This is a genomic window from Lysinibacillus sp. OF-1 (assembly GCF_028356935.1).
GTDB classification, from domain to species: Bacteria; Bacillota; Bacilli; order Bacillales_A; family Planococcaceae; genus Lysinibacillus; species Lysinibacillus fusiformis_D.
Map to the genome: position 1 here is coordinate 15,557 of NZ_CP102798.1, position 23,357 is coordinate 38,913.

The following is a 23,357-nucleotide window of genomic DNA, read 5'->3' on the forward strand; positions in this document are numbered from 1 at the left end:
GTCAGCTGTGTGCTGGCTGTTTTTTTATTTTTGTATCTTTTGAAAACCCCTTGCTATGCGAGGGGTTCTAAAGAGCTTCTAGCTATGGACAAGAAAAAATCCCCAATCGTATAATGAATTCTGGTCTGGTCAACCGACTTCGTACGAAAGGGGATCCAAATAGATAACAAGAGTTTAGCACACACAACATGGAATTGTAAGTATCACATTGTCTTTGCGCCAAAATATAGAAGGCAGATTATTTGTGTACAAATTAAAGTTAATATAGGAAGAATCCTTTGCTAGTTAGGTGAAAGAAAAGGAGCAGAAATTATCGAAGCAACAGCCTGCCCTGATTATATTCATATGTTGGTGAGTAATTCTCCAAAATTAAGTGTTTCATATGGGTTATTTGAAAGGGAAAGGTAGTTTAATGAAATTTGATTGACAGGCGAATCTGAAATACAAATATATTAACAGGGAGTTTTGATGTCGTGGATATTATGTAGATACAGTAGGAAGAAACAAAAAACATTCAGAAATATATAGTCAATGACAACAGTATTCTTGAGGATCAAATGATCATGAAGGGTTGTTCGTGCATAAAAATCTTGACTAATTTAAATTTATTTTCAGCTATATGTATGGAATGTCCTGTGCGCTTCCTTTCTCTACTATGACATAATAAGACCAATTATATTTTTGCATAAATCGTTACACTATTTTTTTGTTGGTAGATTTCTGAAAAATGTAGTGATTTCACCTTAACCATAACGAAATGTATGGCCTGCCCTTACCTTACCTGACTGTTTCGCCTCTTTCTCCTCTACGAATTGTTTCAATAGCATTTTAACTGTGTATGTTTTATATTCAGTTCCTCTAGTACTTGTTTTACTGGTATACAAGCAACTTCATTTCATTTGCCCTCATTTTACTTCAAATGGGTAACTTACTCTTAATAGCCATAGAAAAAACGTCTCTCTTAATTAATAGGTCAGTATGTACTAATTACCTTCCTTTTGTGAAATCCCTTTTATTCCGTATATTAGAAAAAATCCAATTTGATCATAAACAAAAGTTGTTAACCATGTTTTAGGTTTCGACAATAAAGTATAAATTTTAGTTCTAATCATCATTACCCTCTCTTATACTGTAAAGATTACATCAAAAAGGAGAGGAAATTTTGTGGATTGATGGCGTTTTTTCTGGTGGTGGTTTGAAGGGATTTGCCCTGGTTGGGGCATATCAAGTACTAGAAGCTGAACATTTTCGTTTTAAACGTGTAGCTGGTACAAGTGCAGGTGCAATTTTAGCTGCGTTTATTGCTGCGGGATATAGCGGTAAAGAGATCGAAGCTATGCTAGAAGAATTGGATGTACCTTCATTACTGGATCCTAGAAGAACAATATTACCTTTCCCTTTTATGAAATGGATAAATGTTTATAATCATTTAGGTCTTTATAAAGGAAAGGCATTAGAAAAATGGTTTTTTCAAAAATTAGCTGCAAAAGGTGTATATACTTTTGGAGATTTGCCTAAAGATTCACTAAAATTAGTAGCTTCAGATTTGACCAATGGTAGAATGATTGTTTTACCAGATGATCTACACAAATATCAGATTGATGCGAAGAACTTTTCAGTTGCTTGTGCACTACGTATGAGTTGTGGTATACCATTTTTCTTTGAACCAGTTACCTTAAAAACTGGCAAAGGAGAATCAGTAATCGTGGATGGTGGGGTTTTAAGTAATTTCCCATTATGGATATTTGATGATAAAGAAGGTCGAAAAGTACGACCAATTTTGGGTTTGAAGCTAAGCAGAAGGAGAGAAGAACAATGTCCGCAAGAAATTAAAAATGGCCTAAACTTATTTGAAGCATTATTTTCAACTATGAAAGACGCACATGATGAGAGGTATATATCAAGGCGACATGAAAGAGATATTATCTTTATTCCTGTAGAAGATTATAGTGCAACTCAATTTGATTTAAATGAGGAGACAAAAGAAACTCTTTTAGAAATAGGAAGAAATCGTACAATTCAATTTTTACGGAATTGGCCAAGGTTGAAATTTTAGTTCGTTTAAAATTATTTATATAAAACTATTGACCAATAATAAATGAGGTGTTATTATATAAAAGTTGCTGTTGAGATAAGCAACTACTAAAATATAAAAATAAAATAACTGTTGACATTAAATATTAAACATGTTATTATATAAAAGTTAGCTCTTAACAAAGAGAAAACATAAAATGAACCTTGAAAACTGAACAAGCAAAACGTAATCAATAAAGTTTTTAGTAACTAACCTTGGTTAGTGAACAAAACAAAATTTTGGACATCAAAATGATGCCAGCAAAACAATTTGAGCTATTCAAATTTCTTTTATGGAGAGTTTGATCCTGGCTCAGGACGAACGCTGGCGGCGTGCCTAATACATGCAAGTCGAGCGAACAGAGAAGGAGCTTGCTCCTTCGACGTTAGCGGCGGACGGGTGAGTAACACGTGGGCAACCTACCTTATAGTTTGGGATAACTCCGGGAAACCGGGGCTAATACCGAATAATCTGTTTCACCTCATGGTGAAACACTGAAAGACGGTTTCGGCTGTCGCTATAGGATGGGCCCGCGGCGCATTAGCTAGTTGGTGAGGTAACGGCTCACCAAGGCGACGATGCGTAGCCGACCTGAGAGGGTGATCGGCCACACTGGGACTGAGACACGGCCCAGACTCCTACGGGAGGCAGCAGTAGGGAATCTTCCACAATGGGCGAAAGCCTGATGGAGCAACGCCGCGTGAGTGAAGAAGGATTTCGGTTCGTAAAACTCTGTTGTAAGGGAAGAACAAGTACAGTAGTAACTGGCTGTACCTTGACGGTACCTTATTAGAAAGCCACGGCTAACTACGTGCCAGCAGCCGCGGTAATACGTAGGTGGCAAGCGTTGTCCGGAATTATTGGGCGTAAAGCGCGCGCAGGTGGTTTCTTAAGTCTGATGTGAAAGCCCACGGCTCAACCGTGGAGGGTCATTGGAAACTGGGAGACTTGAGTGCAGAAGAGGATAGTGGAATTCCAAGTGTAGCGGTGAAATGCGTAGAGATTTGGAGGAACACCAGTGGCGAAGGCGACTATCTGGTCTGTAACTGACACTGAGGCGCGAAAGCGTGGGGAGCAAACAGGATTAGATACCCTGGTAGTCCACGCCGTAAACGATGAGTGCTAAGTGTTAGGGGGTTTCCGCCCCTTAGTGCTGCAGCTAACGCATTAAGCACTCCGCCTGGGGAGTACGGTCGCAAGACTGAAACTCAAAGGAATTGACGGGGGCCCGCACAAGCGGTGGAGCATGTGGTTTAATTCGAAGCAACGCGAAGAACCTTACCAGGTCTTGACATCCCGTTGACCACTGTAGAGATATAGTTTCCCCTTCGGGGGCAACGGTGACAGGTGGTGCATGGTTGTCGTCAGCTCGTGTCGTGAGATGTTGGGTTAAGTCCCGCAACGAGCGCAACCCTTGATCTTAGTTGCCATCATTTAGTTGGGCACTCTAAGGTGACTGCCGGTGACAAACCGGAGGAAGGTGGGGATGACGTCAAATCATCATGCCCCTTATGACCTGGGCTACACACGTGCTACAATGGACGATACAAACGGTTGCCAACTCGCGAGAGGGAGCTAATCCGATAAAGTCGTTCTCAGTTCGGATTGTAGGCTGCAACTCGCCTACATGAAGCCGGAATCGCTAGTAATCGCGGATCAGCATGCCGCGGTGAATACGTTCCCGGGCCTTGTACACACCGCCCGTCACACCACGAGAGTTTGTAACACCCGAAGTCGGTGAGGTAACCTTTTGGAGCCAGCCGCCGAAGGTGGGATAGATGATTGGGGTGAAGTCGTAACAAGGTAGCCGTATCGGAAGGTGCGGCTGGATCACCTCCTTTCTAAGGATTATTTCGGAATACAAACCTAGGGTTTGTAAGATTACGTTTTGCGTTCAGTTTTGAAGGTTCATTCTTCTGAATGAAAAGCTTCAAAACTTGTTCTTTGAAAACTGGATAAAACGACATTGAAATTGTAACAAACACATTTATTTTTTAAGTTTTTTTATAGGCTTAATAACATTAAGAGGGTTTCAAGACACGAGCAGTTCTAGGAAGCAATCGAGTGAATGAAGGAGCGTACTTGAGTACGTGACTGATTGAACGAGTGAAGCTGACAACGAAATGGGATGTGTATTGAAAGCCGTTAGGTTAAGTTATTAAGGGCGCACGGCGAATGCCTTGGCACTAGGAGCCGAAGAAGGACGGCACTAACACCGATATGCTTCGGGGAGCTGTAAGTGAGCTTTGATCCGGAGATTTCCGAATGGGGGAACCCACTACGTTTAATCGCGTAGTATCTTGACGTGAATACATAGCGTCTTGAAGGCAGACCCAGGGAACTGAAACATCTAAGTACCTGGAGGAAGAGAAAGAAAAATCGATTCCCTGAGTAGCGGCGAGCGAAACGGGAAGAGCCCAAACCAAGAGGCTTGCCTCTTGGGGTTGTAGGACACTCAATACGGAGTTACAAAAGAGCGAGTTAGATGAAGCGACTTGGAAAGGTCCGCCAGAGCAGGTAAAAGCCCTGTAGTCGAAAGTTCGTTCTCTCCTGAGTGGATCCTGAGTACGGCGGAACACGTGAAATTCCGTCGGAATCCGGGAGGACCATCTCCCAAGGCTAAATACTACCTAGTGACCGATAGTGAACCAGTACCGTGAGGGAAAGGTGAAAAGCACCCCGGAAGGGGAGTGAAAGAGATCCTGAAACCGTGTGCCTACAAGTAGTTAGAGCCCGTTAATGGGTGATAGCGTGCCTTTTGTAGAATGAACCGGCGAGTTACGATTACGTGCGAGGTTAAGCTTTAGAAGGCGGAGCCGCAGCGAAAGCGAGTCTGAATAGGGCGAAATAGTACGTGGTCGTAGACCCGAAACCAGGTGATCTACCCATGTCCAGGGTGAAGGTAAGGTAACACTTACTGGAGGCCCGAACCCACGCACGTTGAAAAGTGCGGGGATGAGGTGTGGGTAGCGGAGAAATTCCAATCGAACTTGGAGATAGCTGGTTCTCTCCGAAATAGCTTTAGGGCTAGCCTCGTGATGAGAATACTGGAGGTAGAGCACTGTTTGGACTAGGGGGCCATCCCGGTTTACCGAATTCAGACAAACTCCGAATGCCAGATATTTATACACGGGAGTCAGACTGCGAGTGATAAGATCCGTAGTCAAAAGGGAAACAGCCCAGACCACCAGCTAAGGTCCCAAAGTAATCGTTAAGTGGAAAAGGATGTGGCGTTGCACAGACAACCAGGATGTTGGCTTAGAAGCAGCCATCATTTAAAGAGTGCGTAATAGCTCACTGGTCGAGTGACGCTGCGCCGAAAATGTATCGGGGCTAAACGATTCACCGAAGCTGTGGATTGACATCTACGATGTCAGTGGTAGGAGAGCGTTCTAAGTGCGTTGAAGTCAGACCGGAAGGACTGGTGGAGCGCTTAGAAGTGAGAATGCCGGTATGAGTAGCGAAAGACGGGTGAGAATCCCGTCCACCGTATGACTAAGGTTTCCTGAGGAAGGCTCGTCCGCTCAGGGTTAGTCGGGACCTAAGCCGAGGCCGATAGGCGTAGGCGATGGACAACAGGTTGATATTCCTGTACCACCTCCTCACCGTTTGAGAAATGGGGGGACGCAGTAGGATAGGGTAAGCGCGCTGTTGGTTATGCGCGTCCAAGCAGTAAGGCGTGTGTGTAGGCAAATCCGCACACTGTAACGTTGAGCTGTGATGGCGAGTCCGTATGGACGAAGTTCCTGATTTCACACTGCCAAGAAAAGCCTCTATCGAGGTGAGAGGTGCCCGTACCGCAAACCGACACAGGTAGTCGAGGAGAGAATCCTAAGGTGTGCGAGAGAACTCTCGTTAAGGAACTCGGCAAAATGACCCCGTAACTTCGGGAGAAGGGGTGCTCTTGAGCGTGCAAGCGCATGAGAGCCGCAGTGAATAGGCCCAGGCGACTGTTTAGCAAAAACACAGGTCTCTGCAAAACCGTAAGGTGACGTATAGGGGCTGACGCCTGCCCGGTGCTGGAAGGTTAAGAGGAGTGGTTAGCGCAAGCGAAGCTGCGAATTGAAGCCCCAGTAAACGGCGGCCGTAACTATAACGGTCCTAAGGTAGCGAAATTCCTTGTCGGGTAAGTTCCGACCCGCACGAAAGGCGTAACGATCTGGGCACTGTCTCAACGAGAGACTCGGTGAAATTATAGTACCTGTGAAGATGCAGGTTACCCGCGACAGGACGGAAAGACCCCGTGGAGCTTTACTGTAGCCTGATATTGAATTTTGGTACAACTTGTACAGGATAGGTAGGAGCCAGAGATCTCGGAGCGCCAGCTTCGAAGGAGGCGTCGGTGGGATACTACCCTGGTTGTATTGAAATTCTAACCCATGCCCCTTAGCGGGGCAGGAGACAGTGTCAGGCGGACAGTTTGACTGGGGCGGTCGCCTCCTAAAAGGTAACGGAGGCGCCCAAAGGTTCCCTCAGAATGGTTGGAAATCATTCGTAGAGTGTAAAGGCACAAGGGAGCTTGACTGCGAGACCTACAAGTCGAGCAGGGTCGAAAGACGGGCTTAGTGATCCGGTGGTTCCGCATGGAAGGGCCATCGCTCAACGGATAAAAGCTACCCCGGGGATAACAGGCTTATCTCCCCCAAGAGTCCACATCGACGGGGAGGTTTGGCACCTCGATGTCGGCTCATCGCATCCTGGGGCTGTAGTCGGTCCCAAGGGTTGGGCTGTTCGCCCATTAAAGCGGTACGCGAGCTGGGTTCAGAACGTCGTGAGACAGTTCGGTCCCTATCCGTCGTGGGCGTAGGAAATTTGAGAGGAGCTGTCCTTAGTACGAGAGGACCGGGATGGACACACCGCTGGTGTACCAGTTGTCTTGCCAAAGGCATCGCTGGGTAGCTATGTGTGGACGGGATAAGTGCTGAAAGCATCTAAGCATGAAGCCCCCCTCAAGATGAGATTTCCCATTACGCAAGTAAGTAAGATCCCTCAAAGACGATGAGGTAGATAGGTTCGAGGTGGAAGTGTGGTGACACATGGAGCTGACGAATACTAATCGATCGAGGACTTAACCAAAAACGTTTGAACCATTCAATGAACCGTTTATCCAGTTTTGAAAGAATAATTTCTTTTATGAAGGGTTTCAAAATACGAGTAGTTCGAGGAAGCAATGGAGAGAGGAAAGGAGCGTACTCAAGTACGTGACTGACTGAAGGACAGAAGCTGACGAAGAAATGCGATGTATATTGAAAGCCGACCATAGTCTAGTGATGATGGCAAAGAGGTCACACCCGTTCCCATACCGAACACGGAAGTTAAGCTCTTTAGCGCCGATGGTAGTTGGGGGCTTCCCCCTGTGAGAGTAGGACATCGCTAGGCAAAAAAAACAGTCAGCTGTGTGCTGGCTGTTTTTTTATTTCCTAATGAAATTCTTTAATAATTTAAAGGATTTTCTACAAAAAACAATTACTTTCTAAGAAATATTATGAAAAAATTAAATATATCTAACTCATTCTATATTTTTACTGTAGCTATTTATTTGGATTTTTAATTAAAATTTGCTATCATTAAAAATCTGAATTGTCTTTCTTTTATAAGTTTCTTGACAGTAGCAGTCCACGTTGTTAATCTTACAATTAATATTCTTTTAACTATAGGAGGAAGTTACGAAAATGTGGGAGACTAAATTTGCCAAAGAAGGTTTAACTTTTGATGATGTATTATTAGTACCAGCTCATTCCGAAGTATTACCGAAAGATGTTGATCTATCTGTTCAATTAACACCAAAGATTAAATTAAACATTCCAATGGTCAGTGCAGGTATGGATACAGTTACAGAGTCTAAAATGGCGATTGCTATGGCACGTCAAGGCGGTATCGGTATTATTCATAAAAACATGGGGATCGATGAGCAAGCTGAACAAGTAGAAAAAGTAAAACGTTCTGAAAATGGTGTTATTACAAACCCATTCTTCTTAACTCCGACACATCAAGTTTTCGATGCTGAGCATCTAATGGGTAAATACCGAATCTCTGGTGTACCTATTGTTGATAGTATGGAAAATCAAAAGCTAGTAGGGATTATTACAAACCGTGACTTACGTTTTATCTCTGATTACTCTTTAAAAATTGAAGATGTAATGACAAAAGAAGATTTGATTACAGCACCTGTAGGAACGACTTTAGAGGATGCTGAAAAAATTCTTCAACAATATAAAATCGAAAAACTTCCAATTGTAGATGAAGAAGGTAGATTAACTGGTCTTATTACAATTAAAGATATCGAGAAAGTAATTGAGTTCCCGAATGCTGCTAAAGATACACATGGTCGTTTACTAGTAGGAGCAGCAGTCGGTGTATCAAAAGATACAATGGTGCGTATTGAGAAACTTGTAGAAGCACAAGTTGACATTGTAGTAATCGATACAGCCCATGGGCATTCAGAAGGCGTTTTACAAACAATCCGTTCAATCCGAGAAACCTACCCAGAGTTAGAGATCATTGCTGGTAACGTAGCAACAGGAGAAGGTGCACGTGCATTATTTGAAGCTGGTGCAGATGTTGTTAAAGTAGGTATTGGTCCAGGTTCTATTTGTACTACACGTGTTGTAGCTGGTGTGGGTGTACCACAAATTACAGCAGTATATGATTGTGCTACAGTAGCCCGTGAGCTTGGTAAAACAATTATTGCTGATGGTGGTATTAAATACTCTGGTGATATCGTAAAAGCTCTAGCAGCTGGAGGTAATGTTGTAATGCTTGGTTCACTTCTTGCAGGTACATCTGAATCTCCTGGAGAAACAGAAATCTTCCAAGGACGTCGTTTCAAAGTTTACCGTGGTATGGGTTCTATCGGAGCAATGGAAAAAGGTTCTAAAGATCGTTACTTCCAAGAGGATGCGAAAAAATTAGTACCTGAGGGTATTGAGGGTCGCCTTCCATATAAGGGACCATTAGCTGATACAATTTACCAACTGATTGGTGGTATTCGCGCTGGTATGGGTTATTGTGGAGCACCACATCTTGAGCACCTACGAGATAATGCACAATTTGTTAGAATGACAGGTGCTGGTCTACGTGAATCACATCCACATGATGTACAGATTACAAAAGAATCACCAAACTATTCCATGTAATAAATTACTTGCAACTTTTATGCTTTCGCATCGTCTACAAAGATGGCGCGAGAGCATTTTTTTATGGTAGAGAGTCAACACGGTTGTTGTTATCTATGATAAAATGTCGAGGACAAGATTATTTTTTTGGAGGGCTTTAAAGGTGAAAAAGAAAATGAACACCGTATTACGTTTACTCCTAATCCCTGTTTTATTATTTAGTATTTTTGCGGGTATTCCTGCAAAGGCAAATGCGGAAACAGATTTGGGATTAACAGTGGATGCTGCGATTTTAATTGACGCAGATTCAGGGAAAATTTTATATGAACAAAACGCAGATACTTCACTAGGTATTGCAAGTATGACGAAAATGATGACTGAATACCTGTTACTGGACGCGATTGATGCAGGGACAGTTAAGTGGGAACAGGAATATCAAGTAACAGATTATACGTATCGTATGTCTCAAAATCGTGCATTAAGTAATGTACCTTTACGTAGAGATGGCTCTTACACGATCCGTGAGTTATACGAAGCCATGGCCATTTATTCGGCAAATGCGGCAACCGTAGCTATTGCCGAAACGATTGCGGGTTCTGAGACTGAATTTTTAAAGTTAATGAATAAAAAAGCAGAGGAACTTGGCTTAGAGGGCTATAAATTTGTCAATTCTACGGGTCTTAATAACGCTGATTTATTTGGTATGCATCCATCAGGTACAGGTCCAGAAGACGAAAATGTAATGCCTGCTAAATCTGTAGCTAAATTGGCGTATCATCTATTAAAAGACCACCCGAAGGTTTTAGAAACATCTCAAATTACAAAGAAAACGTTCCGTGAAGGCACAGATGATGCCATTGAAATGTCTAACTGGAACTTTATGTTACCTGGATTAGTGTATGAATATCAAGGGGTAGATGGATTAAAAACAGGTACAACAAACTTTGCAGGTCACTGCTTCACAGGTACTGCAGAGCGCAATGGTACTCGTTTGATTGCGGTGGTTATGAAAGCTGTTGATGCAAATGGACAAGGATCATATGCAGCTCGCTTTGATGCCACAGCAAAATTATTTAATTATGGTTTTTCACAATTCTCTAAACAAGAAATTTTACCAGCGAACTATACATTCAAAGATCAAAAAACGGTAAAAGTGACAAAAGGTAAAGAAGACAAAGTAGCGATTGCAGTAAAAGAACCAATTTCATTTATGATTAAGTCTTCTGATAAAGATTTATATAAACCTACATTGGTTTTAGATAAAAAGAGTTTAGAGGCAGATGTTAAGAAAGACACTGTTGTAGGAAAGGTCGTTATTGAGCGCACAGAAGGCACTGATTACGGCTTTATCGATGGCAAGGATATTTCATCTGATGTTGTCACAACAGAGGCTGTAGAGCGTGCTAGCGGTATTTCATTGTTCTTCCAAGGTATAGGTAACTTCTTCGGCAATTTATGGGGAGGCATTACAGACTTTGTTGGGGGACTATTTTAATCTATAGTTAATAAGCACATGAATGTTATAAAGCATTCATGTGCTTTTTCACATTTTAGCATAGTCCTGCATAAGCTAATAGGCGAAAGGATGTGGCTAAATGTGTGGAATTACAGGATGGGCTAGTTTTCAAAGGGATTTAAGAACAAGTGACACAATTTTAAAATCGATGACACAAACATTAAATAAAAGAGGGCCGGATGATGAAAATATTTGGTGTAGTGAGCATATTGCATTTGGCCATCGACGATTGGCAGTTATCGATCTAATTGGCGGCAAACAGCCAATGAAAAAAATACATGATGGCGTAAACTATGTCATTACATACAATGGCGAACTTTATAATACGGAAGAGTTACGTAAAGAACTTTTAAAAAGAGGCCACAGCTTTACAACACATTCAGATACGGAAGTGTTATTAACTGCCTATATTGAATGGAAAGAAAAATGTGTAGATTTTTTAAATGGCATTTTTGCCTTCGGTGTTTGGGATGAGCAAACACAATCACTATTTTTATGCCGAGATCGATTAGGTGTGAAACCTTTGTATTATACAGAGCAACAAGGCGGTGTGCTTTTTGCATCTGAAGTGAAGGCCTTGTTGGCACATCCCATGGTTCAAGCAAGTGTAAATGTGGAAGGATTGGCAAGTATGATGGCTGTAGGGCCCTCTAGAGCACCAGGCAAGACACTTTTTCAAAATATCGAGGAATTAAGACCGGGATATGCTATGCGGTTTTCCAGAGAAGGCTTGAAAAAGTGGCCATATTGGCAGCTACAAAGCCAAAGGCATGAAGAAACATTAGAGGAAACTACTGAGCATGTTCGTTTTTTATTGACGGATGCGATTGAACGTCAGCTTATTTCAGATGTACCTATTTGTACATTTCTTTCAGGTGGACTTGATTCCAGTATCATTACCGGTATTGCAGCAAATAGATTTCAACAACAAAATCATAAATTGCATACATTTTCTATCGATTACGAAGATAATGAACGTTTCTTTAATCCACATGCTTTCCAAACATCAACGGATACGTATTGGATTCAAAAAATGACGGATACTTTCCAGACAACACATCATGCAGAGGAAATCACGCAACAGCAGTTAATTGATTTATTAGTAGAGTCAGTGATCGTCCGGGATTCTCCTGGAATGGCAGATGTCGACTCATCGTTATTATGGTTTTGTCGAGAAATAAAAAAAGATTTTACTGTAGCATTATCAGGAGAGTGTGCAGATGAAATTTTTGGTGGATACCCATGGTTTCAAGAAAAAACTTCAGGTTTTCCTTGGATTCGTTCATTGTCTGAAAGAGGTGGATTACTTCAAGAGAAGTGGGATAAAAAATTAAAAATTGAGTCCTATGCACATCAACTCTACACACAAACAATGGCTGAAGTACCGTTGTTAGATGGAGAAAGTCCGGCAGAAGCAAGACATCGAGAAATGTTTTATTTAAATATGCTCTGGTTCATGCAAACATTGTTAGAAAGAAAAGATCGTATGAGCATGGGGGCAAGTTTAGAGGTGCGTGTTCCTTTTGCAGATCATAGGCTTGTGGAATATGCTTGGAATATTCCGTGGGAAATGAAGAATTTGGATGGAATAGAAAAAGGATTACTTCGAAAATCGATGGCACACTTATTACCTGATGAAGTGTTGTATCGTAAAAAGAATCCTTATCCTAAAACGTACCACCCTGTTTATACAGCAGGTGTTCAAAAATGGTTGAGAGAAATCCTTCACGATAAAAATTCAATTTTACATGAACTATTTGAACGACAAAAGCTTGCAGAGTTAATTGAATCGGGAGGTAGCTCTTTTAAAATTCCATGGTATGGGCAATTAATGGCAGGGCCTCAGCTTTTAGCATATTTAGGGCAAATTCATACATGGTTTGAACACTATCAGATTCAATTGATTGAAACGTAAAAGAAAATGACCTATCTACTAACTAGTAGACGGGTCATTTTTTTCTATTTCCCAACAATCCATCAGCTGTTCAATGGATTGTTCAATTGTTTGAACAGGTATTCCACCAAAGCCAAGTAAAAATTGAGCATGTGAAGATTCATAATGGTCTAGTCTATAAGCAGATAACGGATAAATACCAATCTCCGCTTGAGAAGCAAGTTGCTGTAATTGTTTTTCTGATAAAATGTGCTGTACTTCTAATAAAATATGCATTCCAGCTTGTTCACCAGTTATTTTAATCGCTGAAGAATATTTTTCTAAAAAGGAGGTTAGCTTATCATGTTTTTTTCGATAAACTTTACGCATTCGATTAAGGTGCTTTGCAAAATGCCCGTCTCGCATAAAATTTGCCACGATATGCTGATCGAAGCGAGGTACAGTAGATGAATAATAATTAAAGACATCGTTATATGTGGCAAGTAGTTTAGGTGGAAGTACAAAATAAGCTACTCGCAAGGATGGCATTAATGACTTTGTAAAAGTACTCATGTAAATCACTGTATCATTTCGATCTAAGGCATGTAGTGCAGGAATTGGTTTTCCAGCATAACGAAATTCCGAATCATAATCATCTTCAATAATATAACGTGAGGAGCTCTGAGCAGCCCAGTTTAAAGCTTGTGCCCGTCTAGTGGCAGATAATACCGCACCGGTAGGAAATTGGTGTGAGGGTGTAATATAAACGACATTAGCGCTCGTTTTTTCAAGCTCATGAATAATAATTCCCTCTTCATCCACTGCAATCGGATAGACTTTTCGTTTATGCTGCGAAAACATACGATGCACGGCTGGGTACCCTGGGTTTTCTAGGGCAAAGCAGGTATCGTCGTTAAAAAGACGTAGGATCATAGGCAGAAGCTGTTCAGTACCAGAGCCAATTACGATTTGCTCTGGATGACAGACAACACCGCGTGATTGATATAGATAATTTGCAATCTCTGTACGTAAAGAAAGTTCACCTTGAGGTTCACCTGTTAATAATAATTCTTTTGAGGTATCGTCAAAAAGCTCTTTCGCATACTTTCTCCATGTTTGAAACGGAAAGGCATCGATATCAATAGAACCAGGATTAAAATCAATTTTGTATGTTTTTTTCTTAGGATGCTCATTGACGGAGGTTACATTGTCTTGCTGAATGTAGGGTAGTTCATCTATTTCTTCAACAAAGTAGCCAACCCGTGATTTAGACATAATATAACCTTCAGCTAATAGCTGTGCATAAGCAATTTCAATTGTTGTTTGAGAAATATTTAAAAAATCGGATAATTTTCTTTTTGACGGTAATTTTTCTCCTACCATTATTTTCTTGGAAATAATAGCATCCTTAATACCGTTATAAAGCTGATCATAAAGCGGTTTATTACTATCTCTTTCAAGCTGAAATAAAAGCATATCCATGTTGTATAACCTCCTGACCTTATGATTATTTTAAAAACTGGATATTTTTATATGGTCAATTTCTATTATACTAAACTTCATCATAAAGGTGGAGGTTAGAAAATGAAACAAACAGGTACAGAGTTAGTAAAACGTGGAATGGCAGAAATGCAAAAGGGCGGCGTTATTATGGACGTCATTAATGCAGAGCAAGCAAAAATAGCAGAAGCAGCAGGCGCTGTAGCCGTTATGGCATTAGAAAGGGTACCTTCAGATATTCGTAAGGCAGGTGGCGTTGCACGTATGGCTGATCCTCGTATTGTGGAGGAAGTAATGGCGGCTGTAACCATTCCTGTTATGGCAAAGGCACGTATAGGGCATATCGTTGAAGCACGCGTTTTAGAGGCAATGGGGGTTGATTATATTGATGAAAGTGAAGTTTTAACACCAGCAGATGAAGAATACCATTTATTAAAAAGTGATTACACAGTACCGTTTGTGTGCGGCTGTCGTGATTTAGGTGAAGCAGCCCGTCGTATCGGAGAAGGCGCGTCAATGCTACGAACAAAAGGTGAACCAGGAACAGGGAATATAGTGGAGGCAGTTCGACATATTCGCAAAGTAAATGCTCAGGTACGTAAAGTAGTGGGTATGACAGAAGATGAATTAATGACGGAGGCAAAATTACTGGGGGCTCCTTTCGAATTATTAAGAGAAATTAAACGTCTTGGTCGTTTACCAGTAGTAAATTTTGCGGCAGGTGGTGTTGCTACGCCAGCCGATGCTGCATTAATGATGGAGCTTGGAGCTGATGGCGTTTTCGTGGGCTCTGGTATTTTCAAATCCGAAAATCCAGAAAAATTTGCACGTGCTATTGTGGAGGCGACTACCCACTATAAAGACTATAAGCTAATTGCTGAAATATCTAAAGAGCTCGGTGTACCAATGAAGGGTATTGATATTGCACAGCTTGGGCAAAACGAGCGTATGCAAGAGCGAGGCTGGTAAAATGAAACGAATTGGTGTTTTAGCATTACAAGGAGCAGTCCGTGAGCATGTCCAAATGTTAGAAGGGCTTGATTGTGAAGCGATTTTAGTAAAACAGAAGAAGGATTTAGTGAATCTCGATGGACTTGTACTACCTGGTGGGGAAAGTACGACAATGCGAAAATTGCTGGACCGTTTTGACCTACTAGAGCCAATCCGTGAACTTGCACAGCAAGGTTTACCGGTATTTGGCACATGTGCAGGATTAATTTTATTAGCCAATCAATTAGTGGATGACGAACCGCATTTAGCAGTTATGGATGTGACGGTAGCAAGAAATTCATTTGGACGTCAGATAGATAGCTTCGAAGTTCAACTGGATATTCCTAAAATAGGTGCACGTATTCCAGCAGTTTTTATTCGTGCACCTCATATTGAAGCGGTAGGTAAAGATGTTGATGTTCTCGCTCAGCATGACGGAAAAATAATTTTGGCGCAAGATGGTCATTTATTAGGTTGTTCGTTTCATCCTGAATTAACAGCAGATAAGCGAATTCTTGAATATTTTGTCTCCTCTATGGTATGACTTGCAAAATTTGTTTTCATATAGTACAGTATGGTTAAAATTTAAATAATTGAACACGATGATGGGAAGTAGTAACAAGCACGTTTTTTTTAGAGAGTCAGCGGTTGGTGGAAGCTGATAAAAGCACTTGTGAATCCGTCCTGGAGTTGCACAGTCGAAGTGATTGAAGTAGACTGTAGCCGGCTGAAATGCCGTTATAAAATAAGTGGATTAGGCATACGCCTAGTCAATTAGGGTGGCAACGCGGGTAGCTCTCGTCCCTTTCCAGGGATGAGGGCTTTTTTGTGTTTATTTTGATGCAACAATTTCCCATCATTAAAGAAACTATTGGAGGTATGAATATGTTAGATATTAAACGTGTACGCGATAATTTCGCGGAAATTAAAGAAATGCTATTAACACGTAATGAAGATTTAGGTAACTTAGATGACTTTGAAGGCTTAGATGCAAAGCGTCGTGAATTAATTGCTAAAACAGAAGAATTAAAAGCAGAACGTAATAAAGTATCTGAACAAATTTCACTTATGAAGCGCAATAAGGAAAACGCAGATGAAGTCATTGCTCGTATGCGTCAGGTAGGCGATGAAATTAAAGAATTAGACAATCAATTAAATGATGTAGAAGAGCGCTTTAAAGATATGATGATGCGTTTACCAAACATTCCTCATGAATCTGTCCCAGTAGGTACAACAGAGGACGACAATGTTGAGGAATATACTTGGGGCGAAATTCCAGCATTTGATTTTGATATTAAAGCACACTGGGATCTAGCGACAGATTTGAAAATTGTGGATTTTGAACGTGGCGCAAAAGTAACAGGTAGCCGTTTCTTATTCTACCGTGGTCTTGGAGCTCGTTTAGAACGTGCATTAATGACGTTCATGATGGATTTACATGCAGAAGAGCATGGCTATGAGGAAATGCTACCACCTGTCATTGTAAATCGTGATAGCTTAACAGGTACTGGACAGCTTCCAAAATTCGAGGAAGATGTATTCAAATTAGAAGAAACTGATTATTTCATGATTCCAACAGCAGAGGTTCCAGTAACGAACTTCTATCGTGATGAAATATTACCAGCTGAGGCTTTACCACAAGGCTTTGCTGCATACAGTGCATGCTTCCGCTCAGAGGCAGGTTCTGCAGGACGTGATACACGTGGTTTAATCCGTCAACACCAATTCAATAAAGTAGAACTAGTTCGTTTTGTAAAACCAGAGGAATCATACGAACAGTTAGAGCTATTAACAGGTCATGCTGAAAAAGTACTGCAATTATTAGGATTACCATATCGTAAACTAAAAATGTGTACAGCCGATTTAGGCTTTACTGCAGCGAAGAAATATGATTTAGAAGTGTGGATTCCAGCACAAAACATGTACCGTGAAATTTCTTCTTGTTCTAACTTTGAGGATTTCCAAGCACGACGTGCAAATATCCGCTTCCGTCGTGAACCAAATGCAAAACCAGAGTATGTTCACACATTAAATGGTTCAGGTCTTGCCATTGGTCGTACAGTTGCGGCTATCCTGGAAAACTATCAACAAGCTGATGGAAGCGTAGTGATTCCTGAAGTTTTAAGACCTTATATGGGTGGTAAAGAGGTAATCGCACCAAAATAAAAAACAAATAAAAGCTATTTTAGACCATCCTTTAGGGGAGAATCTAAAATGGCTTTTTTGCTTTTCCAAAATTGAAATCTCCCATGAAAGGTTTTGTAATTTTTTATAATCTAGCAAATTTAAATATATTAATTAGAAATTGGCTTAACACCTGAAACAAGTACCGTTTTTGAAGTCATGCAATCAGGGAAATCCGTTTTAACCTATGGGCAATAGCTTACAACATTAGATGGTTTTAGTTATTTATCGCTAAACTTATCCCATTATGGAGCAATGGAAAGCTATGGAGGCAATTGAATTCTCAGAACATTTTTATGAAAGTAAGCATTAAAATGCTTAAATAATTTCCTGGGACATAATCTATCTCGAGATAATCATACGGCCAATCGTCTAGAGGATTTCATTACGATAAACACTGAAATGAAGTCTCAACTTGAAAAGGCCAGTCTGAGCGCAAAGAAAAATGCTCCGATTTTATTAACAGAGGAAACTAGAATAGAGAAAGATTTTATAGCACAAGTTCTTCATAATGAAAGTTGCCGCTATACTAATGAAGAAAGAAAAGGACAGTTACAGGAAGCTAATGGTGGAACGTTACTCATTGACCACCAGATGTATCTTTACAAGCAAAGTTATATCGAAGGTGAATGTGTTTTCAGACGATTAACTATTTAACCTTAATATTCATTACTGTTGCTGCTACGACACAGTTCATATATATTGCTATTACTCTGAGGATAAAAAAGAAGGTGTCTCATTAGGAGGCACCTTCTTTAATTGATAGTCTCATTTTTCGAAGCTATACGTGCTTTTTTCTCAGCTTTTTTACGCTCTCGTAAAGCTTTAAAAAAATTGGTTAAGATTTGTCCACATTCATCTGCTAAGATTCCTTCAGATACTTCACATTCATGGTTAAAGCGTGCATCGTTTAATAAACGATAGAGTGAATCTACACAGCCTGCTTTGATATCTCTTGCACCATAGACAACACGTGGTACACGAGATTGCAAAATTGCACCTGCGCACATTGGGCAAGGTTCAAGCGTAACATAGAGTGTTGTTTTTTCGAGACGCCAGCTGCCGATTTTTTTACAAGCCTCTTGAATAACCATTAGCTCAGCATGTGTTGTTGCATTTTGTGTTGTTTCTCGTAAATTATGAGCTTTTGCAATAATTTCCCCATTATAAACAAGTACAGCACCTATAGGCACTTCCCCAAGTATAGCTGCTTTTTTGGCTTCTTCTAATGCTTGTTTCATAAATTGACGATCTGTTTCAAAAATATCCACTAAAAATCTCTCCTTATAAAGTAGTTTATCCTGCTTAATTGGTAATTGCTACTTTTAACTTTCTTTCAGCGGGTGTCAAGGAATCAGAAAGGAACGCTTTGTGTAAGCACAAAGCTAAATCTGAATGCAACTAGGCTTCGGTATAGTTGATTATTGACATTCCTAAAATAACCCTATATATTTATACATGAATACATGCTCATATATGAATATTTAAGAATGGGGTAAACTTTTATGGATGAAACATTAAAAAGTTCAAAAACACAAAAAATTGCAATTCAGCATTTAGATGAAGAGACATTATTTGTAGTATCTCAAACCTTTAAGGCATTGAGTGATCCGACTCGAATTCGCATTTTAAACTTACTATGTACAGATGAACATTCAGTCAACGACATTGCTGAAATTTTAGATTTAGGCCAATCGACTGTTTCTCATCAATTACGTTTTTTAAAAAATTTACGCTTAGTGAAATTTCGAAGAGAGGGAACAACCTTGTATTATTCTAAGGATGACGATCACATTATGAATTTATTGAAGCAAGCTATTGAGCATGCGACACATAATTAAATGAAATGGAGGAATATAAATGGGACATCAACACGATCACGGTCATGATCATACACATGGTGCAAATAAAAAGGTGTTATTACTGTCGTTTATTATTATTACAGGCTATATGATAGTAGAGGCAATTGGTGGTTTTTTAACGAATAGCTTAGCTCTTTTATCAGACGCAGGTCATATGTTAAGTGACTCTATCTCTTTAGGTATTGCGATGTTAGCCTTTATGTTTGGAGAAAAGGCGGCTAGCTATAGTAAAACGTATGGTTATAAACGATTTGAAATTTTAGCTGCTGTATTAAATGGTATTACATTAATAGGGATAGCATTATTTATTTTCTATGAAGCGTTTAAACGCTTTGCTAATCCGCCTGAAGTAGCTACTTCAGGAATGCTTATTATTAGTACGATTGGTTTGTTCATTAATATTTTAGTGGCATGGATTATGATGCGTGGCAGTGACACAAAAGATAATTTAAATATGCGTGGCGCTTTTTTACATGTACTTAGCGATATGCTAGGGTCTGTAGGGGCAATTGTTGCGGCTTTATTAATTATGTTTTTTGGCTGGGGCTGGGCAGATCCACTTGCGAGCGTAATTGTTGCTTTATTAGTAGTAAGAAGTGGCTACTATGTCACAAAGGCTTCAATCCATGTCTTAATGGAAGGAACACCTTCAAATGTAGATGTTCAGGAAATTATTCAACTAATAGAACAGACGGATGGAATAAAAAGTATCCATGATCTACACATCTGGACAATTACTAGTGGAACGAATGCATTGTCCTGTCATGCGGTTGTCAATGAACAGTTAAAAATAGCTGATGGTGAGCATATTCTACGAAAAATTGAACATAATCTTGAGCATAAGGGTATTAAGCATGTAACCATTCAATTAGAAACGGCATCACATCAACATGAAAATACAATTTTATGCCAATTAAAAAATGATCATGAGCATCATCATGAATAAAAAAATTTTTATGGCTTGCATACCCTTCTCGGGTATAGTATTATGAAGTTGAGATAGGAGGGGTAGAATGGAAGACACAGTAAAAGATGATGTTTGTCATACAGAGGGAGCTACGTCTTGTCGAAAAAGTCATCACCCTGAGCGTGTGAAAAAGGATTTAACAACGCGCTTAAATCGTATTGAAGGCCAGATTCGCGGCATTAAAGGAATGATTGATAAAGACGTTTACTGTGATGATATTATTACGCAACTATCTGCTACACAGTCCGCATTAAATAGTGTGGCAAAAATATTATTAGAAGGTCACTTAAAGGGTTGTGTTGTAGATCGTTTATCAGAGGGCGATGAAGCGGTTTTAGATGAGTTAGTAGTAACGATTCAAAAGTTAATGAAAAAATAAATATAAACCATATTAAAAGGAGAGATTTTATTATGCAAAACGTAACGTTAAATGTACAAGGAATGTCATGTGGTCATTGTGTAAGTGCAGTTGAAAAAAATGTTGGTGCTTTAGCTGGTGTTGAACAAGTAAAAGTTAATTTAGCAGATGGTTTAGTTGATGTTGCATTTGATGATGCACAAGTATCCATTGATCAAATTAAAGAGACAATTGATGATCAAGGCTATGATGTAAAATAGTAGTTGCAGAGTGCTCCTGTAGCACTCTCTTATTTTCAAAAATATATACCCCCTGTTGGTATAAAGAGAGGTGAAAGGTAAATGAGTTCTGATATAAAAGAAGCGAATTTGCAAATTACAGGCATGACATGTGCAGCCTGTGCCACTCGTATAGAAAAAGGCTTAAATAAAATGGATGGGGTAGAACAAGCGACGGTTAATTTAGCGCTAGAAAAATCATCTATTAAGTATGACTCAAAAAAGCTAACTGAAGAAGATTTTGAAAAGAAAATAGAAGCACTAGGTTATGGTGTTGTTAAACAAAAGACTGAGCTTGATATTACGGGTATGACATGTGCAGCTTGTGCGACTCGCATTGAAAAAGGGTTAAATAAGCTAAGTGGTATTTCTTCTGCCAATGTTAACCTAGCACTGGAAAAAGCGGTGATTGAGTTTAATCCATCAGAAGTGTCCATGGCAGATATCATTGCAAAGGTAGAGAAGTTAGGCTATGGTGCTCATCAAAAGGCAGATGAGCAGGAAACAGTGGATTACCGTGAAAAAGCCATTAAACAGCAACAACGGAAATTTATTTTTTCGGCTATTCTTTCTTTACCATTGCTTTGGACGATGGTCGGCCATTTTTCCTTTACGTCATTTTTATATGTGCCAGAATTCCTTATGAATCCATGGGTCCAAATGCTATTGGCTACTCCTGTGCAATTTATTATCGGTAAGCAATTTTATGTAGGTGCCTATAAAGCATTACGCAATGGCAGTGCAAATATGGATGTACTTGTAGTCATGGGGACATCAGCAGCTTATTTCTATAGTGTCTATCAAGCAATTGTGACGATAGGATCACATCATGGTCCACATCTTTATTTTGAAACGAGTGCAGTTTTAATTACATTAATTTTATTAGGTAAATTATTTGAAGCAAAAGCAAAAGGACGCTCATCTGAAGCCATAAAAAAACTAATGGGACTTCAAGCCAAAACCGCTATTGTTGTACGTGATGGTGTAGAAAAAGAGATTCCTTTAGAAGAAGTGATCATTGGCGATGTAATGTTAGTGAAACCAGGGGAAAAGATTCCAGTTGATGGCGAGGTAATAGAGGGAATAACAGCCGTTGACGAATCAATGTTAACAGGGGAAAGTCTACCAGTTGATAAAAAACAAGGCGATCCATTATTTGGTTCTACGATTAATAAAAATGGTTTTATTAAAATGATAGCGACAAAGGTTGGTCGTGATACAGCATTAGCGCAAATCATAAAAGTGGTAGAAGATGCTCAAGGATCAAAAGCACCGATTCAACGTTTGGCAGATCGAATTTCAGGAATTTTTGTACCAATCGTTGTTGGCATTGCAATTGTCACATTTTTAATTTGGATTATATGGGTTCGACCTGGTGAATTTACACCTGCTTTAGAGGTTTTAATTGCAGTACTTGTCATTGCTTGTCCATGTGCTCTTGGATTAGCAACGCCAACGTCAATAATGGCAGGCTCAGGACGTGCAGCTGAATTTGGTATTTTATTTAAAGGTGGAGAACATTTAGAACAAACACAAAGTATTGATACAGTAGTTGTAGATAAAACTGGTACAGTGACACATGGTAAACCTGAGCTTACAGATGTTTTATTAGCATCAGAGCAGGATGAAGTACGCTTTTTATCTTTAATTGGGGCAGCTGAGAAACAATCAGAGCACCCTCTAGCAGAAGCCATTGTACACGGTATAGAAGATCGTGGTATCGCTTTAGGTGAAGTTCAATTCTTCGAAGCAATACCTGGTTATGGTGTGCAGGCAACTGTCTCAGGTCAAGGTATTGTCATTGGTACACGTAAATTAATGCAACAATATGGAATTTATATTGATGATATATTACCAACCATGGAGCAACTAGAACGCAACGGCAAAACAGCGATGCTTGCTGCCATTAATGGTCGATATGCAGGCTTAGTAGCGGTCGCTGATACAGTGAAAGATACATCAAAAGAGGCTATTCATCGTTTACAGGATATGGGCATTACGGTCATTATGATGACTGGTGATAATGAACGGACTGCTCAAGCCATAGGAACAGAGGTAGGCGTAAATCATGTAATTGCTGAAGTATTACCTGAAGGCAAAGCAGATGAAGTGAAAAAGCTTCAAGCTCAAGGGAAAAAAGTAGCGATGGTAGGTGACGGTATTAATGATGCACCTGCACTGGCAACCGCAAATATTGGTATGGCAATCGGTACAGGAACAGACGTTGCGATGGAAGCGGCAGACATTACGCTAATTCGTGGTGACTTAAATAGTATCGCAGATGCCATTCTAATGAGTCGAAAAACAATGCGTAATATTAAACAAAATCTATTTTGGGCATTTGCCTATAATACATTAGGTATTCCTATTGCTGCAATCGGTCTACTTGCTCCGTGGGTGGCAGGGGCGGCAATGGCTTTCAGTTCGGTATCGGTAGTATTGAATGCACTACGATTACAGCGAGTGAAATTATAAGAATTGTAAGGGCATTGGGAAGTATATTCTCGATGTCTTTTTTCTATGAATTAGAGAAAAATCGCGCAGAGAAATTTACTAGAACAATCAATAGGTTGATTCTGTTTTTCATTTTCCTACTATGATAGAATGAAAAGTACTGATTTATTTAATGAATGAGGTGCC

At 40.0% G+C, this 23,357-nt stretch carries 15 protein-coding genes, 3 rRNA genes, 1 pseudogene and 1 other annotated feature; of the genes and pseudogenes, 17 read left to right on the forward strand and 2 right to left on the reverse strand.

Going from position 1 to position 23,357, the window contains the following annotated elements:
* Positions 1–159: 159 nt before the first annotated feature.
* The 8 genes and pseudogenes from tnpA to asnB all read left to right on the forward strand — a co-directional run.
* A pseudogene (gene tnpA, locus NV349_RS00065) lies at positions 160–466 on the forward strand (IS200/IS605 family transposase); the annotation flags it as partial.
* 696 nt (positions 467–1,162) lie between these two features.
* Entirely contained in the window at positions 1,163–2,056 is an 894-nt protein-coding gene (locus tag NV349_RS00070; protein ID WP_036124545.1) for a patatin-like phospholipase family protein, read from the forward strand.
* 307 nt (positions 2,057–2,363) lie between these two features.
* Positions 2,364–3,915: ribosomal RNA gene (locus NV349_RS00075) — 16S ribosomal RNA — on the forward strand.
* Between the two features lie 307 nt (positions 3,916–4,222).
* A 23S ribosomal RNA gene (locus tag NV349_RS00080) occupies positions 4,223–7,150 on the forward strand.
* Positions 7,151–7,337: 187 nt separating this feature from the next.
* A 5S ribosomal RNA gene (gene rrf / locus NV349_RS00085) occupies positions 7,338–7,453 on the forward strand.
* The 16S, 23S and 5S rRNA genes sit together here, the layout of an rRNA operon.
* A 293-nt stretch (positions 7,454–7,746) precedes the next feature.
* Positions 7,747–9,210 carry an IMP dehydrogenase gene (guaB, locus tag NV349_RS00090; RefSeq protein ID WP_036122042.1) on the forward strand — a complete coding sequence of 488 codons (1,464 nt, stop codon included), beginning with the start codon at positions 7,747–7,749 and terminating at the stop codon, positions 9,208–9,210.
* Between the two features lie 142 nt (positions 9,211–9,352).
* A complete protein-coding gene (locus tag NV349_RS00095; protein ID WP_080717062.1) occupies positions 9,353–10,684 on the forward strand; it encodes a D-alanyl-D-alanine carboxypeptidase family protein in 1,332 nt (443 codons plus the stop codon).
* Positions 10,685–10,784: 100 nt separating this feature from the next.
* Positions 10,785–12,620: an asparagine synthase (glutamine-hydrolyzing) gene (asnB, locus tag NV349_RS00100; RefSeq protein WP_101966300.1), complete on the forward strand. Its 1,836-nt coding sequence runs from the start codon at positions 10,785–10,787 to the stop codon at positions 12,618–12,620.
* A gap of 18 nt (positions 12,621–12,638) precedes the next feature.
* Here the strand turns inward: asnB and pdxR are convergent, their stop codons facing one another.
* On the reverse strand, positions 12,639–14,060 hold the full coding sequence (pdxR, locus tag NV349_RS00105; RefSeq protein ID WP_101966301.1) for a MocR-like pyridoxine biosynthesis transcription factor PdxR: 1,422 nt from the start codon (positions 14,058–14,060) through the stop codon (positions 12,639–12,641).
* A gap of 102 nt (positions 14,061–14,162) precedes the next feature.
* Between pdxR and pdxS the strand changes: the two genes are divergently transcribed.
* The 4 genes from pdxS (at position 14,163) to NV349_RS00125 (ending at position 17,909) form a co-directional block, all read left to right on the forward strand.
* Positions 14,163–15,047, forward strand: coding sequence for a pyridoxal 5'-phosphate synthase lyase subunit PdxS (gene pdxS / locus NV349_RS00110; RefSeq protein ID WP_058843219.1), 885 nt, complete (start codon positions 14,163–14,165; stop codon positions 15,045–15,047).
* Between the two features lies 1 nt (position 15,048).
* Positions 15,049–15,612: a pyridoxal 5'-phosphate synthase glutaminase subunit PdxT gene (gene pdxT, locus NV349_RS00115; RefSeq protein ID WP_036122068.1), complete on the forward strand. Its 564-nt coding sequence runs from the start codon at positions 15,049–15,051 to the stop codon at positions 15,610–15,612.
* Positions 15,613–15,661: 49 nt separating this feature from the next.
* Positions 15,662–15,877 (forward strand) — a binding site (T-box leader).
* Between the two features lie 76 nt (positions 15,878–15,953).
* Positions 15,954–17,234 (forward strand): serine--tRNA ligase, encoded by a 1,281-nt coding sequence (serS, locus tag NV349_RS00120; protein ID WP_101966302.1) that lies wholly within the window; start codon positions 15,954–15,956, stop codon positions 17,232–17,234.
* A gap of 420 nt (positions 17,235–17,654) precedes the next feature.
* Positions 17,655–17,909 carry a sigma-54 factor interaction domain-containing protein gene (locus NV349_RS00125; protein ID WP_257982854.1) on the forward strand — a complete coding sequence of 85 codons (255 nt, stop codon included), beginning with the start codon at positions 17,655–17,657 and terminating at the stop codon, positions 17,907–17,909.
* 98 nt (positions 17,910–18,007) lie between these two features.
* On the opposite strand, the gene tadA is transcribed toward NV349_RS00125, so the two are convergent.
* Positions 18,008–18,523 carry a tRNA adenosine(34) deaminase TadA gene (gene tadA / locus NV349_RS00130; RefSeq protein WP_180957762.1) on the reverse strand — a complete coding sequence of 172 codons (516 nt, stop codon included), beginning with the start codon at positions 18,521–18,523 and terminating at the stop codon, positions 18,008–18,010.
* Positions 18,524–18,757: 234 nt separating this feature from the next.
* Between tadA and NV349_RS00135 the strand changes: the two genes are divergently transcribed.
* From NV349_RS00135 to NV349_RS00155, 5 genes are all read left to right on the forward strand, one after another.
* Positions 18,758–19,093, forward strand: a complete 336-nt coding sequence (locus NV349_RS00135) for an ArsR/SmtB family transcription factor (protein ID WP_089934908.1) — start codon at positions 18,758–18,760, stop codon at positions 19,091–19,093.
* Between the two features lie 19 nt (positions 19,094–19,112).
* Positions 19,113–20,060: a cation diffusion facilitator family transporter gene (locus tag NV349_RS00140; RefSeq protein ID WP_058843216.1), complete on the forward strand. Its 948-nt coding sequence runs from the start codon at positions 19,113–19,115 to the stop codon at positions 20,058–20,060.
* Positions 20,061–20,127: 67 nt separating this feature from the next.
* Positions 20,128–20,460 carry a metal-sensitive transcriptional regulator gene (locus NV349_RS00145; protein WP_036122075.1) on the forward strand — a complete coding sequence of 111 codons (333 nt, stop codon included), beginning with the start codon at positions 20,128–20,130 and terminating at the stop codon, positions 20,458–20,460.
* 32 nt (positions 20,461–20,492) lie between these two features.
* Positions 20,493–20,699 carry a copper chaperone CopZ gene (gene copZ, locus NV349_RS00150; protein ID WP_058843215.1) on the forward strand — a complete coding sequence of 69 codons (207 nt, stop codon included), beginning with the start codon at positions 20,493–20,495 and terminating at the stop codon, positions 20,697–20,699.
* Positions 20,700–20,780: 81 nt separating this feature from the next.
* Entirely contained in the window at positions 20,781–23,192 is a 2,412-nt protein-coding gene (locus NV349_RS00155; RefSeq protein ID WP_101966290.1) for a heavy metal translocating P-type ATPase, read from the forward strand.
* Positions 23,193–23,357: the final 165 nt, after the last annotated feature.